This is a genomic window from Myxococcus sp. MxC21-1, assembly GCF_032612255.1.
GTDB classification, from domain to species: Bacteria; Myxococcota; Myxococcia; order Myxococcales; family Myxococcaceae; genus Myxococcus; species Myxococcus virescens.
Genome location: NZ_CP123278.1, coordinates 3,297,208 through 3,311,972 on the forward strand (window position 1 = coordinate 3,297,208; position 14,765 = coordinate 3,311,972).

Genomic DNA, 14,765 nt, shown 5'->3' on the forward strand with positions numbered 1-14,765 from the left:
GTTGATACCTTCCGCCGCCCGGTCGTTCATGACCTATGCCTACATCCAGGTCGAGTGATGACTGGCGAATCTTCTCGCGTCGCAAATTGTCAACGTCGCTTCATCCCTCAAGTAGACTGTGGTGGTCATGACGCGGCCTGTGTCCGCCTACGCCCCTCGAAGCGAACGCAAGCCGTTGTACGTGAAGGTGGTGACGCAGCCCGCGCTCCATGGGTGCTGGGCCGTCAACATCAGTGAGACGGGCATCGGGCTCATCGCCACGCCGCACACGCCGTCCGAAGGGCCGCGTGAGGGCGAGGACGTGGAGCTGTCGTTCTCCCTTCCGGACTCCGGTGAGCACATCCGCGTGCGCGGCGTGGTGCGCTGGCGTCACGACGCATCCGGCGCGGTGGCGGCCATGGGCGTGAGCTTCCGCGCCTTCGAGGAAGCGGACGGCGTGAAGCTGGCGCGCTATCTCGCCTCGTCGCACCTCCAGGTGGTGGTGGCCTTCGCCACCGAGCAGGAGGCGCGCGCGGTGACGGCCGCGCTGGAAGGGGTGGCCAAGCTCCACTTCGCCGCCAGCCCGTCGGACGCCCACGCGCTGGTGACGCGCGGGGACGCGGCGTGCCTGGTGGTGTGCGGCCAGGACGAGGAGCAGGCCCTGGCCCTGGTGGAGTCCCTGGCCGCCCGCCGCGCGGACGCGGACCCTTCCGGCGCGGGGCCGCCCAGTGACCTGGCATCGCGAATCGTCTACTGCGCGCCGGCCGCGCCGGAGCGGCTGGTGGCCCTCTTCAACGCTGGGCGCATCTTCCGCGCGCTCGGGCCTTCACCCACGCGGGAGGCCCTGCACCAGGCGGTGCTTCAAGCGGGGCGCGAGCACGGCGTGCGCACCGAGCAGTGGCGCATGGCGCTGGAACTGGAGCGCAGCTTGCTGCGCGAGCGCGCCCTGTCGCAGAAGCTGCCGCCGGCCCCGGTGGGCGCGGCGGAGATGAGGTGGGCTTCCGCAGCGCCGCCATGCAGCGGGTGATGGAGCTGGTGCGCCTGGTGGCGCCCCACCGCGTGGCCGTGCTGCTCCAGGGCGAGACGGGCACGGGCAAGGAGGTGCTGGCGCGCATCCTCCACCGGCTCAGTGGCCGGGGGGACGTGCCGCTCGTGGTGCAGGACTGCGGCGCGCTGTCGGAGACGCTGCTGGAGAGCGAGCTCTTCGGCCACGTGAAGGGCTCCTTCACGGGCGCGGTGGCGGACCACCCCGGGCTCTTCGTGCTCGCCAACGGCGGCACCATCTTCCTGGACGAAATCGAGAACACCACCGCCAACCTCCAGGCCAAGCTCCTCCGCGTGCTGGAGACGGGGGACGTGCGTCCGGTGGGCGGCACCCAGGTGCGCCACGTGGACGTGCGCGTGGTGGCCGCCAGCAACAAGGACATGGGCGAGGAAGTGCGCGCCGGCCGCTTCCGCGCGGACCTCTTCTACCGGCTCAACAGCTTCACCGTGGACATCCCCCCGCTGCGGGACAGGCCGGAGGACGTTCCGGAGCTGGCGCTCTACTTCCTGGAGTTGTTCAACCGCACCTTGCGCCGCTCCGCCAGCGGCATCGCGCCGGACGCGGTGGACGCGCTGCGGGCCTACGCCTGGCCGGGCAACGTGCGCGAGCTGCGCAACGTCATGGAGCGCTCGGTGCTGCTCTCCCGCCCCGGCGAGGTGGTGTCGCGGCGGCTGCTGCCACCGGTGCTGGGCTCCACCCTGGCCCTGCGCAACGAGCCGGGTGGGGATGGCTCGCTGCGCGCGCGGCTGGATCGGGTAGAGCGGGAGTTCATCCGCGAGGCCCTGGAGCGCCACGGCGGGGTGCTGCGGCGCGCGGCCGTGGCGCTGGGGATGGACCCGGTGACGCTGGGCCGGCGGGTCCGGCGCCACGGCTTGTGGAAGGGAGACAGCTAGGCCTTGCGCCTCAGTGGGCGCGAATCCACTGGAGCATGGGCTTCCAGACGCGCACGCGCGCGTCGTCCGCCAGGAACAGGTCCGCGTGCCCGTAGTCCAGGGCGCGCGCGGTTTCCGGCAGCGTGCTGATGTTGAGCAGGGTGACGTCTTGGCTGCCCAGCAGCGTGACGCTGTGCTCGCCGTAGCGGCCCACGCCGCCCGCGGCGCCCACGTACAGAACCGGCACCTTCACGTCACGCAGGCGGTCGCCGTAGGGTACGGGCTTCCCGCAGGCCCACGCCTCCGTCTCCACCACCTCGTTGATGCTCTGGTACGGGGCGGCGCGCTGGCCGAACTCGAAGAGGTAGCCCTCGTGGGTGAAGGACAGCCGCTCCGGCAGGCCCATGGTGTCCGGCGTGCTGCCCATCAGGTGGTAGGCCGGGACAACCGGCTGCAGCGGCGCGAAGAGCACGCTCGTTGCGCCCGCCGCGACCAGGGCCAGCTTGCGGTTCGAGGGCCGGCCCGTGCCCGGCCCGAAGATGTCGTCCTGCACCAGCGGCGACGGCGCGGCCGGCTGCACCGCGGCGAGCTGGCCAATGGCCTGCAGCATGATGCCCGGCGCCGGCCCGAGCAGGCCGCCCTCCAGTTGGCCCTCCTGGCGGGCATTGCTCAGCGCCGCATGGCGCTCGCACGCCCACGCCTGCTGCTGCGCGTCCTGCGGAGAGAAGCGCACCGCCATGTCCATGGGGATGAAGCCGTCCACCTGGCGCAGCGCGCGCGGCAGCCGGGCCTCGCGGTTGAGGTACGCGTAGCCCACCACCGCGCCCCGGCTCCAGCCCAGCAGGTGCATGGTGCCCATGAAGTTGCCGCCCGCCAGCCGCAGCAGTTTCGCCACCCCCAGCGCCACGCCCACGTCGGCCGCGTGCGTTTCCAGCGTCCAGTTCTTCATGAAGCGAAAATCCTGCGTGTTCTGCGGCACGCCCGCCCACCGCAGGTCGATGCCCCACACGTCCACGCCCTCCTTCGCCAGATACGCGGCGATGGACTGCTCCGGCGGCACGAACGCGGAGCCGATGCTGGAGAGGAACGCCGCCTCGAAGCCCCACCCGTCGCCGTGCACCATGAACACCGCGCGCGTCGCACGCGCCGGCCGCCACGCCCCGTCCTCCCGCACCACCCGGTGCAGGGTGATGACGTCCTGCTGCGATGGGCCCACCTGCAGGCGGTAGCGGTAGTGGGCCACGTCGCCGAACAGCGCCACCCGCTCACTGCCTCCCCGATTGCTGGAACCGGCGAGCGCGGCGCTGGCCGGCGCGCCCTCCGCCAGCGCCACGCCCTGGAGCGTCGCGGCCCGTGAGACAGCGTGTCGCATGTCATCAGAAGGGGCCCCTTCGGCGGTTCGAGCCAACGACAGACATGCCAACGAGACGCAGAGGAAGAACACGGAACGCATACAGACCTCGGATCGGCTGAAGAGGTTCGGGGGAGTCGAGTTACGCCGGCCCATGACGCCCCTGACGTGTCGCCCCCCCGAGCAGAATTCACGCCAATCATTAAACCCCTGTAACTCCTGGAGTGTTATCCAGACAGGGACTTCATGGGTGAATGCCACTGTGGATCGAACCTCTGACATCCCCTGCCAGGTGGGGTACTTCGGCGCGTGCTTCATCGCTGAAGCCCGCGCATCACCGGTGCGGCTTCCGGGGCGTCACGAGGAACCCGGCAGGGATTGAGAGGCGTGGGTGACGAGCGCGCGCAAATGACCACAGGCGACCAGAACGGGCAAGAACGGATTAGCTCTCCAGTACGGGTGGACTGACGGGGTCCGAACGGCACCAGGTGACGTGGGAGGGGTGCTGAACACACGCGCCCGTGGGGCTCTCGCCACCCTCCTGGGTGGGGGGCACATGGAAGCCAGACTTCAACGTGAGGCGGCCCATGTTCGAGCAGCGGTTCCAGCGCAATCTGGGCGTGGTGGATGCGGAGACGCTGGACAAACTGTCACGCACGCATGTGTTGGTGGCGGGCGTGGGCGGCGCGGGTGGCCAGTGCGCGGTGGACCTGGCGCGGCTGGGGTTCGGCGGCGTGACGCTGGCGGACTTCGACGTCTACGAGCGCCACAACATGAACCGGCAGGTGGGCTGCTTCGAAAGCACGTTGGGCCGCTCCAAGGTGGAGGTGGTGGGGCGGATGTGCCGGGACATCCACCCGGCCCTGCGGCTGCGGGAAGTGCCGGAGGGCATCACCGAGGCCAACGTGGAGGACGTGCTGGGCGGGGGCGGTGCGCTGGGGCCGGTGGATTACGTGGTGGAGGTCATTGACATCGCGGGGGCGCATGAGAAGCAGGTGCTCCACCGCGCCTGCCGCCAGCGTGGCGTGCCGGTGATGACGGGGCTGATGTTGGGATTCGGCGCGGCGCTGCACGTCTTCCAGCCGGACGCGCCGCTGTACGAAGCGCTCTACATCCTGCCGGATGGGCGCATCGACCTGCCGGCCATCATCCCCCACCTGGGAAGCTACATGCTCCGCGAGTACATGGACGCGTGCTTCCAGGGCCGGGGCCACGCCCCCACCTGCGTGGTGGGCGCGACGAGCGCCGCGGGGATGATGGTGACGGAGTTGACGCGCGCGGTGATGCGGGGCCCCCGGTCCATGGTGTCGTGGCCGGAGTACCTCTATGTGGACTTCTTCGACCACAGCTTCGTCCGGGGCACCGCCGCGTCGGCCCTGGCGAGGCGGGTGGTCCCGGCGTCGCGGGCCGGAGGTGCCCCGGCCGCGAGCTGACGTCGCTGGACGGAAGGACGGGCCGCGCTCACACCACGCCGCGCGCCCGGGCCTCCTCGATGACCTTCACGCCGTCCACGCCCAGGCTCTTGCCCAGGTAGGGGGCGACGAGGTCGGCGTGCTTGTGCACGCGGTGGAAGGCCTCGTCGAAGGTGCGCGTCACCAGGTTGATGCCGGAGATGATGACCCGCTGCAGGTTGTATTGCAGGTCATTGCCTTCGACGATGGCGTGAATCTCCGTGAAGAGCGGGCGCGCGTCCGAATGGAAGGTGGACAGGTTGCGCCGCTGCTCCGAATTGGGCACGGAGGACTTCGGTGAAAGGCTGGCGACGAGGACGAGCGGGTGCTGAAGCTGCTCGTGCGCGCCCTTCATCTGCTGGAAGACGGTGTGGATTTCTTCCTGACTGGGTGGTGCCTCCCAGCGGAGGAAGAACACTCTGCCGATGATGGCGGTCTTGTAGACGGATGTGGCCATGATGTCCCCCTGCTGCTGCCGCGGTGATTCCACCGGGAAATCCCGGTGCCCCTTCGCCAGGAACGAACGGCGGCGCCTGGCGGTCTGCGCACCCATTGGCGCGCGTCCCTGAAGCAGACGGAATCAGACTGGAGGGCGGACATCCGCGGCCCGACGTTGCCCCGCCGGGCCGCGAGGTGTCCGGCCCCCGACGAATCGGGGGCCGGCGGGGGCGTCAGTCGCCGGTGAGGGTGATCTGCTCAGCCGGCGCGGCGGCGATTTCCTCGGCGGTGAAGAGGATGGGCCGCCACTGCTTCTGGGAGAACAGCCGCGTCTGGTCCGCGTAGTACGGCGAGGCCGGGTTGCTGGACTCGCTGTAGGTCAGCAGGGCGCTGGCCTGCACGCCGGTGGGCGTGAACTCCATGGCCATGATGAAGCTGCTGCCGTTGTTGATGACGTAGCCGCCGTTGGCCAGGGCCGTGCGTCCGTTGACGACGGTGCGCGTGGCGCTGCCCACCTCGGCGTTGGGCGTGGTGGACTTCAGCGTGCCGAAGCCGACGATGTTCGCCGCGCCATCGTAGTTGCCGCCGCCGTGGATGGGGATGCGCTCGCCGCTCACGCGGGGGTGAACTGCGCCTCGCCCAGCGGGAGGTCCAGCGCCAGGCCCGCGCGCGTCAGCGTGGTCACGGCCTGGGCCAGCTTGGTCAGGACGGGGTCGGTGCCCTGGGCGGGCGCGGGCGCCAGCGTGTGGGGCGTGGCGATGGGGTCGGCCGGGTCGAAGGGCGTGGCGTACAGCGCCGGGCTCGCCTGCAGCTCGCCCATGGTGAACGTGCCCGCGAACTCGCGCCACACGATGGCGCCCACGCTGTCCACGTCATAGCGACGGTCCCACTGGGCAATCAGCGAGCACGCCTGGCTGATGTCCACGGTGTCCGTGCCGTAGGGCACTGTCGTGTGGCCGGTGCAGCGGGCCACCACGTCGTCGATGAGCAGCTCGGCGATCATGCCGCGGTTGCTGAGGATGGCGTCCTGCAGCTCGGTGCGGGTGAAGAGGCCGTCCGCGCCGGACGCGCCACCTTCGCCCTGCTCGGTGAGCATGACGGCGTTGAGGCGCGTGCGCGGCATCTGGGGCACGTCCTCCAGGCCGTGCAGGGGCGAGAAGCCCTTGAGCGGCGCGGCGGGGTTGGTCAGCCAATAGCTGTCATTGGCGTTGAAGACGAAGTCGGTGCGGTCCAGCTTGGGCACCTTGCTGAAGGGGACCAGGCCCGGGCTGCGGGCGCCGGGCTCGTCCTGCCACTCGTTCTGGCTGTTGCTGCCGTCGAGCAGCACCAGGCCCATCTGCTGCCAGATGGCGGTGGTGGCCAGGTCCGCGCCCTGGCGGGCGATGTTCCAGGTGGCCAGGGCCGCCTGCGACAGGTTCGGCGTGGGCGTGGCATCCGTGTACCAGGTGTTGCCCGCGCGGTCGGCCGCCATGGTGTTGACCCAGGGGATGCCCTGCTCGCGCGCGTAGACGGCCTTGAACTCATCCATGCTGCGGGCCTGGTTCATGCCCAGGAACTGCGCCAGCAGGGTGTCGTTCTCCAGGTTGGCGTCGCGGTAGGTGAGCACGGACTGCTCGGTCCACTCCGCGGTGCCGGGGATGGAGATGATGGGGCCGTAGTGGCTGCTGTACATGCGGCGGGTGACGTTGACGAGCGTGCCGTTGTCGAGCCGGACCAGGATGGTGATGTCCTTCCAGGTCATCTCCCGCTCTTCGTTGTCGTAGTAGTACGAGGTCGGCTTGCCCGGCACCAGGCGCAGCCCGTACAGCGTCATGCGCTGGCCGGAGGAGAAGGTGTGCGTCCAGGCCACGTCGTTGTTGAAGCCGATGAGGACCGCGGGCACGCCCAGCAGGCCCACGCCGTAGATGTCCAGCTCACCGGGGACGGTGAGGTGGCTCTCCCACAGCTTGAGCTCGCCTTCCCAGGGGAAGTGCGGGTTGGCCACCACCATGCCGTGGCCGGTGGCGGAGCGGTCGCGGCCAATGGCCCAGCCGTTGCTGCCCACCTGGTGCAGCTCGGGCCGCTGGACCTTGACGTGGTCGCGGTCCGGCGTGCCCAGGGTGGTCGCCGTCACGTCGGGCGGCGTGGCCGCGGCGAGGGCGAGGGCGACCTGATAGCTGCTGCCCGTCAGCGCCACGCTATAGGCGTAGGCCAGCAGGTCCACATCGGAGATGGGGCGCACCCACTTGGCGCCGGTGCAGGGCGCGGGGAGCTGATCCTTGGGCGTCTCCTCGATGTAGCGGTTGAAGCCGGCCGCGTAGCCCTTGAGCATGGCCTGGAGGGTGGCGGGCTGCGTGCTGATGCGCTCCGTGGCGCGCGCGTGGAGGCCCAGCGAGCGGTAGGCGAAGTCGCTGCCCGCGTAGGTGCTGCCGGGGCCCATGCCCAGGAAGCGGGCGCGCTCACCGCGCACCTTGAGGATCTGATCCGCGAGGATACAGACGTGGTCCTGAGCGAAGGCATAGCCATTGCCGTACGCCACGCTGCCCATGTCCTTTCCGGTGATGTGGGGGACGCCGTGGGCGGTGCGGCGGATGGTGACTTCGTAGGTGGGCGTCGGGGCCGGAGGCGTGCCTTCGTCGTCGTCACCACAGGCGGAGCTGAACAGCAGGCTCACGCCTGCGAGAAGGGAGAACTGCCAGCGGGTGCTCCGCGTACGCCGGAGCACACCGCGCCGGAGGGGCGAGGGAGGTTTGGGGTGCATGACAGTCGTCGAGCGTAGGGAGTGGCTGATCACACCGTCAAAATGTTTCTGGAACTGGAATGATTTCTCACACCGCCGGGCACAACGCAGTGTGGCAAGAACGAGCTTCCGGCCGAGCGGGAGGGGTGTGGTAGGAAATCGCGCATATGTCGACCGAGCCGTCCCGTGCCCGCCGCCCGCGCCGTCACTTTTCGATGATTCGCACGTTCGTGCTCGCTGACTTCGTGACGCTGGGCAACGGCTTCGCGGGCGCGGGCGCCATCCTCTCCTCCATGCAGTACCTGGCTTCCGGGGACGTGAGCTGGCTGTGGGTGGCTTTCGGCCTGATGCCGGTGGCGCTGGTGATGGACGTCATGGACGGACGCATCGCGCGCTGGCGCTTCAAGAAGTCGCCTCTGGGCGCGGACCTGGACTCACTGGCGGACGTCATCTCCTTCGGCATGGCGCCGGCGGCGCTGGCCTTCGCGGTGGGGATGCGCGGCTCCCTGGACGTGGCGGCGCTCCTCTACTTCGTGGCGTGTGGCATCAGCCGGCTGGCGCGCTTCAACGTCACGTCGGCGGACCTGTCGGACGAGTCAGGGAAGGTGAAGTACTTCGAGGGCACCCCCATTCCCACCAGCCTGGCGCTGGTGATGGTGATGGCCGCGGCGACGTGGGCGGGGCGCATCGGTCCGGAGCTGTGGGGGGGGGAGTGGCGCCTGGGACCGTTGGTGTTGCACCCGTTGGCGCTGATGTACGTGGCCAGCGGAAGCGCGATGATCAGCAAGACATTGCGCATTCCGAAGATTTGATACCGGACACCCACCCACCCCTGGGCGCGGGGTTCCCCACGCATGGCCGGTTGCCCACCCTGAAGTGGGTGCCTAGCTTCGCCACCGTTCCTTCCGCCGTCCTCCATGTGGGGCGCGCGGCGGCCAAGGTTGACGGTAGTGGGGAAGGGGTGGGCCATGACAGGGCGCTTGGGCTGGGTCGCCCTCGCGGTGGTGGGGTTGCTGGTCGGCTGTGCGGATCGCGAGCGCTCGGCGCTGGCGGACGGACGGCTGACGGCGACGCCGGGTGGCGTCGACTTCGCGCGGGTGGCCATCTTCGATGCGCGCGAAGCGGAGATTTCGCTGCGCAACGTGGGCCGCGCACCCGTTGACGTGAACGAGGTCTGGGTGGAGGGCCCCGAGGGGGCCTACCGCGCCGAGTTCACCCATGAGGGGCCGCACCGCTTGCAACCCGGGAGCGCGTGCTCGCTGCGCGTGCGCTTCGCGCCGCCCGCCGAAGGTTCCCAGCCGGGGGTGTTGGTGGTGCGCTCGGATACGCGCATCGAGCCCCTGCTGCGCATCCCCCTGACGGGCACCGGCGTGGACGCCTGGGCTCGCGTGTCGCCGCGTCGGCTGGACTTCGGCCGCATTGAAGCGGACGCCACGAAGACGCTGCCGCTGATGCTGGAGAACCCCACGGAATTATCCGTGGAGGTGACGCCGCGGCTGGTGGGCGCGGACCGCGACGAATTCAGCGTGGCGCCGGTGACGCTGGCGCCCGGTGAGCGCCGCGAGCTCATGGTGACGTTCCACCCGGTGCGGGTGGGCCGCAAGCAGGTGGCGCTGGCGGTGTCGCCCTGCCGCGGCTGCGCTGACGTGACAGTGCAGGTGGCCGCCGAGGCGCTGGAGCGCGCGGTGGTGGCCGAGCCGGAGGTCCTGGACTTCGGCGCGGTGCCCGTGGACCGGGACGCGGTGCGCGAGTCGAGCATCCGCAACATCAGCACCGAGCCGGTGACGGTGACGCAGTTGACGCTGGAGGGCCGTGACGCGTCCTTCACCCAGAACAACGCTGGCTTCCCCTTCGTGCTCCAGCCGGGCGAGGTGCGGACCTTCACGTTCCGCTACAGCCCGGACCACCAGGGCGCGGCGCAAGACACCGCGCTGTACCACGTGGAGAGCCGCCGCCATCCGACGACGCCCGTGCAACTGCGCGGCTACGGCGGCGCGCCGGAGCTGTGTGTGTCCCCGTCGTTCTACGACTTCGGCACGCAGCCGCTCGGCGCGAAGGTGCGCGTCATCATCAACGTGAAGAACTGCGGCGCGTCCAATGAGGGCGGGCTCACCATCAACACGCTGGATTGGCTGCCGCAGCAGGGTGGGGCGCCTCAGTTCAACCACACGCCGCTGGCGCTGCCGGTGACGCTGCCGCCCGGCGGCGAGGTGAACCTGGAGGTCTTCTACGAGCCCACCGAGCTGCGCGCGGCGGAGGGCTCGCTGGTGATGACGACCAACGCCTTCTCCGCGGCCATGGTCCAGATGGACTTCCGCGGCAACCCGGAGGCGCACGCGCCCTGCGAGCTCACGCTCACGCCGCAGGCCCTGGATTTCGGCACCATTCCGCCCGGGCAGGGCGCGGTGCTGGGACTCAAGCTGGAGAATCGTGGCACCGACTTGTGCCCGGTGAAGAACCTCCGCCTGCGAGATGACGGCGGCGGCGTCTTCACGCTGCCGGGCGGCGACATCTACGGCGGCATCATGTACCCCGGCGACTGGTTTAGCTTCCAGGTGGCCTTCATGGCGCCCGTGGCGGGCGGCCACTTCACCGGCACCGTGCAGATTGAACAGATGCAGCCGGCCAACCCGGTGCTGCTGGTGCCGCTGGTGGCCAACACGCAGGCGGTGTGCCTGGTGGCCTCGCGCCGCTACATGGACTGGGGCGTGGCCCGGCCGGACTGCCCCGCAGAGCCCATGGAGGTGAACTTCCTCAATGCCTGCGCCGCGCCGGTGACGGTGAACGACGTGTGGATTGGGCCGGGCACCACGGATTCGGAGTTCGGGTTTTCGGCGGTGCCGGCCTCCATCCCCTTCGTGCTGCCACCCAACGAAGCCTTCACGGTGGGCGTGGAGTACTTCGGCCTGGTGTCGGGCATGAACCTGTCGCCGCTGTACGTGGGCTCCAGTGACTTGCCGGCGCCGCTGATGGTTCCGCTGGTGGGCGAGTCGTCGATGCGAGTGGAGAAGACGGACAACTTCATCCAGCAGGACGTCAGCAAGGTGGACGTGCTGCTGGTGGTGGACAACACCGCCTCCATGGCGGTGGAGCATCCGCGACTGGTGGAGGCCATTCCGACCTTCGTGCAGACGGCGCTGGACCGGGGCGTGAGCCTCAACGTGGCGGTGACGACGACGGGCATCCATCCGGTGACGCCTACGGACCCGGCCAACGCGTGCCCGGGCGGCGCGGAGGGGGCGAGGCGGGCCGCTTCTTCCCGGTGGACCACTCGCTGCCGCGCATCCTCACGAGCGCGACGCCGAACCTGGCCCAGCAGCTCCAGCAGAGCGTGCAGGTGGGCCGGTGCGCGGAGGTGGAGCAGGGCTTCGAGGCGATGCGCCGCGCGCTGTCCCGGCCGCTGGTGAACAGCGCGGATGACCCGCGCACGCCGCTGCCCAACGACGGCAACGTGGGCTTCCTGCGCGAGGAGGCCGCGCTGGTGGTGCTGTTCGTCAGCGACGAGGACGACCACTCGCCCGACGCGGTGGACACCTACGTGGACTGGGCCCAGCAGCTCAAGGGGCAGAACCAGCCTCAGCGCGCGACCTTCTACGCCATCGCTCCGCCGGCTGAAGGCTGCGCGACGGCCGGCGGCGCCGGTACCCGCTACGCGCAGGCCACCTCCCGCACAGGAGGCGAGGTGGTGAGCGTCTGCGCGGAAGACTACCGGCCGCTGTTGCAGGCGGTGGGTGACAAGGCCTTCTCCGCGCAGGAGCGCTTCCCGCTGAGCGACATGCCGGAGCCCGGCACCGTGACGGTGACGGTGAATGGCACGCCGTCCACGTCTGGCTGGACCTACGACGCGGCCACCAACAGCGTGGTGTTCGACGTCGTGCCGCCGGCGGGCACTCGCATCTCCATCAACTACCGCCGTTCGTGCGACGCGATGTAACGCACCCGGAGGGCCGGACATCCGGCCCTCCACAGTGGTGTCAGTCCCCGGTGCTACAGGTCTGCTTCCGCCTGTGCGGATGACCAGAAAATTGGAGGTCACCTCGCGGTGTGTACCCTGAGGTCGTACCTGCAGCTGCCGAGGAGGCACCCGGTGAACTCCCAGGACTTTGAAGGAACGATGACGAGCGCGGCCCGCCCCTCTGGACGGGCTCCAGGACTGCGCGTCATCAAGGGAGAAGGGCAGCGGAGGGAGGAGCCGCTCGCCTCCCGGGACGCCGTGGCCCGGGTGCTGATGGAGGCCGGGGCGGACCTGCTGCTGCGGCGAATCAGCCCGGCGCGGGCGGGGGAGATTGAGCGGAAGGTGGACCGGGTCCTGGACCTGTTCGACCGGGTGGACGTGGCGCCGGTGCTGATGCCGGTGCTGAAGCGGCACCTGGACGAGCTGGAGGCCCTGATGCGAGAGACTCGCGAGGTGAGGGCCGCCCGGAGGTAGCCACAAAGGCCGTTTCCGGAGCAGTTGGGGGTTTGACCCTCCTTCCCGGTGCGCTTACGCTCGGGGCCATCCCGCGCCCGGAACTCGGGGCCACTCCAAGGGTGGTTGTCCAGGGGCCGGTCAGGTCGCCGTGTCCATCGAAACCTATGGCAGGTATCAGCTCCTGAGTCGTCTCGCCACGGGCGGGATGGCGCAGATCTATCTTGCGCGGCCTCAGGGCGCGGAGCCTGACAAGCGGGTGGTGGTCAAGCGGATCCTTCCGCACCTCGCGGAGAACGAAGACTTCGTCAAGATGTTCCTGGACGAGGCGCGCATCGCCGCCCGGCTGAACCACCCCAACGTGGTGCAGATTTTCGACCTGGGCGCCCAGGACGACTCCTTCTTCATCGCCATGGAGTACATCCACGGCGACGACCTGCGCCGGCTGTGGCGGCAGTCGGAGCTGATGGGCCAGCCGCTGCCGGTGCCGCTGGTGTGCCGCATCCTCATCGAGGCCTGCGCCGGCCTGGACTACGCGCACAAGCGCACGGACCCGACGACGGGCCGTCCGCTGGGCATCGTCCACCGGGACGTGTCCCCCCAGAACATCCTGGTGACGTTCGAGGGCGGGGTGAAGGTGGTGGACTTCGGTATCGCCAAGGCGGCGGACCAGGCCACGGTGACCCGCTCCGGCGTGCTGAAGGGGAAGTATTCGTACATGTCCCCGGAGCAGGCGGCGGGCATGCGGGTGGACTGCCGCGCGGACATCTTCGCGCTGGGCATCGTCCTGTACGAGCTGCTCACCAGCACGCGCCTGTTCAAGCGCCCCAACGACATCCAGACGCTGACGGCGGTGTCGGAGTGCCGGGTGTTGCCGCCCTCGCACGTGACGTCGCGCGTGCCGGCGGATCTGGACGCCATCGTCCTCAAGGCGCTCGCGAAGGAGCTGCCGGACCGGTACCAGGAAGCGGCGCACCTCCAGCACGCGCTGGAGGAGTGGCTGCGCGCGCACCAGGCGCCCGCCACGTCCGCGCACCTGTCCGCCTTCATGAAGGAGGTCTTCGCGGAGCGGCTGGCCGAGGAGGCCCGGGCGGGCGACGTGCTGGGCGAGGACTCGGATTCGGGGACGTCGAGGCAGGAGGCTCCGCCGCGCCGCACGGGCCTGCGGCCCGCGTTGCCGCCGCGTCCACCGTCGATGTCTCCGGAGGACGACGCGACGGCGGCGCTGCGTCCGCGACCGGCGTCCCGCACGGGCCGCTTCGAACTGGAGCCGGAGAAGCCCGCGCCGCGGCTGACGGGACAGCGCCGGGCGGTGGAGCCCGAGCGGCCCTCTCGCTCTGGCATGAACATGACGCCTCCGTTGCCGCCGCCCGTGGAAGAGGACGCGCCCACGGTGGATGCGCGTGCGCCCGCGTCGGTGACCCGGACGGACGTGAAGCTGGGCGGGGCCGCTGCTGCCGCGCCGACGGAGCCTCGCGGCGCTTCGCGGCCTTTCGGCGGCACGGGCCGCTTCGACCTGGGGGCGCCGGTCCTCCCCGTGGATGACGAGGACGCCCCCACGGTGGATGCCCGCGCTGGCGCGCGCTCGCAGGCGCGGGGTGGGTACGTCGTGGAGGAGGACGCGCCCACCATCGCCATGATGGAGACGGGCCGGCCCGCGCGGGTGGTGATTCCGCTGCGGGACGGCGAGTCGCTCGAGGAGGACGCCCCCACGCTGTCGCTGGGCATGGCGCGCGCGGCGAAGCGCCCCGTGGCTGCCGCGGGCAGCAAGACGTGGCTGTACGTGGGGCTGGTATTGCTGGTCGTCGTGGCGGTGGGCGTGGTGCTCTGGTCGATGCGGTCGCCGGAGCCCATGCCGGTGTCGTTGGACCCGGAGGCCGCGGTGCCCGCGCCCGTGCCCATGCAGGCCGAGGCGCCGGTCCAGGCTCCGACGGAGCTGCGGCCCCCGCCCGTGGTGCCCCAGCCTCCCGTGGAGCCCGCGCCGGCTCCGGTGCGGCTGCGCATCGAGACGCAGCCCGCGGACGCGGTGGTGCTGGTGGATGGTCAACGCCACGATGAGCGGCCGGTGATGCTCGAAACGGCGGTAGGCCAGCAGGTCGCCGTGCGGGTGGAGGCTGACCGGCACCAGGCGCAGACGCGCACGGTGACGGTGGGTGAGGACGCGGAGCAGGTGGCGCGCTTCACGCTGGAGCCCGAGCCCCGCGCGGTGGCTGCTGCTCCCGTGGCGGCGGTGGTACGCGAGCGTCCGCCCCGGCCCGAGCCCCGGCAGGAGGTGCGACTGGCCCGGGTGCGCTTCGTCGTGCACCCTTGGGCGGAGGTGACGTGCGGTGGCAAGCGGCTGGGCGAAACGCCCTTCGAGGCCGTGGAGCTGCGCGTGGGCAGCTATGACTGCCGCTTCGTCAACCCCGACCTCAAGAAGACGCTCAGTCGACGTATCGAGGTGAAGCCCATCGACCTCAACGTCGTGAGCGTGAAGTTCGAATAGCACATGCCTTGGATGCT

The 14,765-nt window shown here is 70.2% G+C and carries 8 protein-coding genes and 2 pseudogenes; 7 read left to right on the plus strand and 3 right to left on the minus strand.

What is annotated here, in order from left to right:
* The first annotated feature begins 127 nt into the window (after positions 1-127).
* Together QEG98_RS41905 and QEG98_RS41910 are read left to right on the plus strand one after the other, a co-directional pair.
* Positions 128-1,006: a PilZ domain-containing protein gene (locus tag QEG98_RS41905; protein WP_410478020.1), complete on the plus strand. Its 879-nt coding sequence runs from the start codon at positions 128-130 to the stop codon at positions 1,004-1,006.
* The gene (locus QEG98_RS41910) at positions 973-1,917 is read left to right on the plus strand and encodes a sigma-54 interaction domain-containing protein (protein WP_410478021.1); all 945 of its coding nucleotides are present in this window, start codon (positions 973-975) and stop codon (positions 1,915-1,917) included. Before QEG98_RS41905 ends, QEG98_RS41910 begins: the two co-directional genes overlap by 34 nt.
* A 10-nt stretch (positions 1,918-1,927) precedes the next feature.
* On the opposite strand, the gene QEG98_RS15280 is transcribed toward QEG98_RS41910, so the two are convergent.
* Entirely contained in the window at positions 1,928-3,268 is a 1,341-nt protein-coding gene (locus QEG98_RS15280; protein WP_316567212.1) for a hypothetical protein, read from the minus strand.
* 566 nt (positions 3,269-3,834) lie between these two features.
* On the opposite strand from QEG98_RS15280, the gene QEG98_RS15285 reads away from it, so the two are divergent.
* Positions 3,835-4,680: a ThiF family adenylyltransferase gene (locus QEG98_RS15285; protein WP_244172072.1), complete on the plus strand. Its 846-nt coding sequence runs from the start codon at positions 3,835-3,837 to the stop codon at positions 4,678-4,680.
* A 28-nt stretch (positions 4,681-4,708) separates the two neighbouring features.
* On the opposite strand, the gene QEG98_RS15290 is transcribed toward QEG98_RS15285, so the two are convergent.
* Together QEG98_RS15290 and QEG98_RS15300 are read right to left on the minus strand one after the other, a co-directional pair.
* Positions 4,709-5,155, minus strand: a complete 447-nt coding sequence (locus QEG98_RS15290) for a hypothetical protein (protein WP_011552966.1) — start codon at positions 5,153-5,155, stop codon at positions 4,709-4,711.
* Between the two features lie 214 nt (positions 5,156-5,369).
* A pseudogene (locus tag QEG98_RS15300) lies at positions 5,370-7,876 on the minus strand (penicillin acylase family protein).
* A gap of 146 nt (positions 7,877-8,022) precedes the next feature.
* Between QEG98_RS15300 and QEG98_RS15305 the strand changes: the two are divergent.
* The 4 genes and pseudogenes from QEG98_RS15305 to QEG98_RS15320 all read left to right on the plus strand — a co-directional run bounded on the left by QEG98_RS15305 (position 8,023) and on the right by QEG98_RS15320 (position 14,748).
* The gene (locus QEG98_RS15305; protein ID WP_316567215.1) at positions 8,023-8,667 is read left to right on the plus strand and encodes a CDP-alcohol phosphatidyltransferase family protein; all 645 of its coding nucleotides are present in this window, start codon (positions 8,023-8,025) and stop codon (positions 8,665-8,667) included.
* Positions 8,668-8,823: 156 nt separating this feature from the next.
* Positions 8,824-11,789: pseudogene (locus QEG98_RS15310) on the plus strand (choice-of-anchor D domain-containing protein).
* A 108-nt stretch (positions 11,790-11,897) separates the two neighbouring features.
* Positions 11,898-12,284 (plus strand): hypothetical protein, encoded by a 387-nt coding sequence (locus tag QEG98_RS15315; protein ID WP_090492734.1) that lies wholly within the window; start codon positions 11,898-11,900, stop codon positions 12,282-12,284.
* A 130-nt stretch (positions 12,285-12,414) separates the two neighbouring features.
* Positions 12,415-14,748: a serine/threonine protein kinase gene (locus QEG98_RS15320; protein ID WP_316567216.1), complete on the plus strand. Its 2,334-nt coding sequence runs from the start codon at positions 12,415-12,417 to the stop codon at positions 14,746-14,748.
* Positions 14,749-14,765 lie beyond the last annotated feature (17 nt).